The sequence below is a fragment of the Caballeronia sp. LZ028 genome, from assembly GCF_031451415.1.
Classification (GTDB): domain Bacteria; phylum Pseudomonadota; class Gammaproteobacteria; order Burkholderiales; family Burkholderiaceae; genus Caballeronia; species Caballeronia zhejiangensis.
This window is the reverse complement of the sequence record NZ_JARUXN010000037.1, coordinates 1-1342: the sequence shown is the minus strand read 5'-3', so window position 1 is coordinate 1342 and position 1342 is coordinate 1. Positions and strand designations below refer to the sequence as shown.

The window sequence follows — 1342 nt, the reverse complement described above, 5'->3', positions numbered from 1 at the left end:
TAATGCCGTTCAGTTAAGGTCTTTTCTTAGATAGCGAACGGTGTACCGTTTAGGGCGGGATTTGACGACCCGGTCGCATGTGCGTCCGGGTCGTTTTTCGTTGCGCATAGACTTGAGCCTTTCGCGCAGACGCTGAAGGCAGGCGGGTAATTTTGCAAACGCCGGCGTGAGGGCCGCCCACATCATCTCGTGCTGGATCGTGTGAAGCGCTCGCACGAAGCTGATATCAGTCGGAGCAAGTTTCGCTTCTCGCGCGGCGCTCGCGATCTCACGTCGAATCAGGTTGTAGGCGATCAACGCGCCCCATATCTCCTGATAGACCCCTGCGACGGTGCGGCTGCGCAAGGTCAATTCCGAACCCAGCATCGATTGTTTGAGCTCGGCGTAACTGGTTTCGATTTGCCAGCGGCGCTCATAACAGGCGACGATATCAGCGGGTTTGAAGCGTCGGCGATCGATCAGCGAAGTCAGCAGCACGCGTTCGCGTCCGCGCGCGTCGATGGCACGGATCGCCCGCGCGCTCCAGAATTCGGGCAAAGCCGGACATTTCTGGCGCGCCTGCGGCGACACACGCATGCGCACCATCGCATCGTCAGCGCTACCCGAGACGACTTCCCAGCAGGTGTTGGCTTTGGCTGGAATCAGGAAGTGGCGATTGCGCGCGTTCATCGTCAGGCCACACAGGATTTCCGCGGCCAGAAAGCCTTTGTCGAACACCGTCAGTGAGTCTTCCGGGATCTGCGCCAGCAGGCTTTTGGCGTACACCATTTCGTTGGTGTCGTAGCGACCGAAATTGATATCGGCGATCAGGTGCGTCGGAATGGCGGTGAGCGTCACGGCGCGCACCTGCGGATAACTCGCCACCTTGCCGCTGGCATAGCCCTGCGCGCCAAAGTGCTCGCGGTTGGCCGCGCTGTCCGGGGTGCGCAGTGTGGTGCCATCCATTGCCCACAGACTTAAGCCCTTGAACGCATGGTGGGCCGCGTCCTGAGTCGTCCACGCTCGCGCGGTCTGTTCAAACAGCCACGCCATCGGCGCTTCGCCAACGCGTTGGCGCGCCTGCGCCGCAGCGCTCTTGCTGACAAACGGGGCGGCCTCGTTGGGCAAGGCCAGATCGAGGCTGTCAAGGACCTCGCTGATCGACCAGTGACGGTACATCGCCAGCGCAATGACCAGCCACACCACCTGCTCGGCCGGAAGGCGACGGCGCCGGATGCTCGCCGTGCCGGTCGCCTGGACTGCGCGTTCGATCCACTCGAAGGGCAGATGCTCGGCCAACCGTCGCAGATCGGCCGGCTCCTGTGCTTCGATCAGGTACGTGAGGTGGTTGGCAAGCATCGCA

Annotated in this window: 1 protein-coding gene; it reads right to left on the bottom strand. The window is 61.9% G+C overall.

Annotated features, from left to right (window positions below; genetic code table 11):
• Positions 1-9 precede the first annotated feature (9 nt).
• The gene (locus QCE58_RS33955) at positions 10-1338 is read right to left on the bottom strand and encodes an IS4 family transposase (protein ID WP_239295098.1); all 1329 of its coding nucleotides are present in this window, start codon (positions 1336-1338) and stop codon (positions 10-12) included.
• Between the last annotated feature and the right edge of the window lie 4 nt (positions 1339-1342).

What these genes read in the sequence shown, in the direction of transcription:
- QCE58_RS33955 (WP_239295098.1), bottom strand. Translation starts at nt 1,338, where the DNA reads ATGCTTGCCAACCACCTCACGTACCTGATCGAAGCACAGGAGCCGGCC.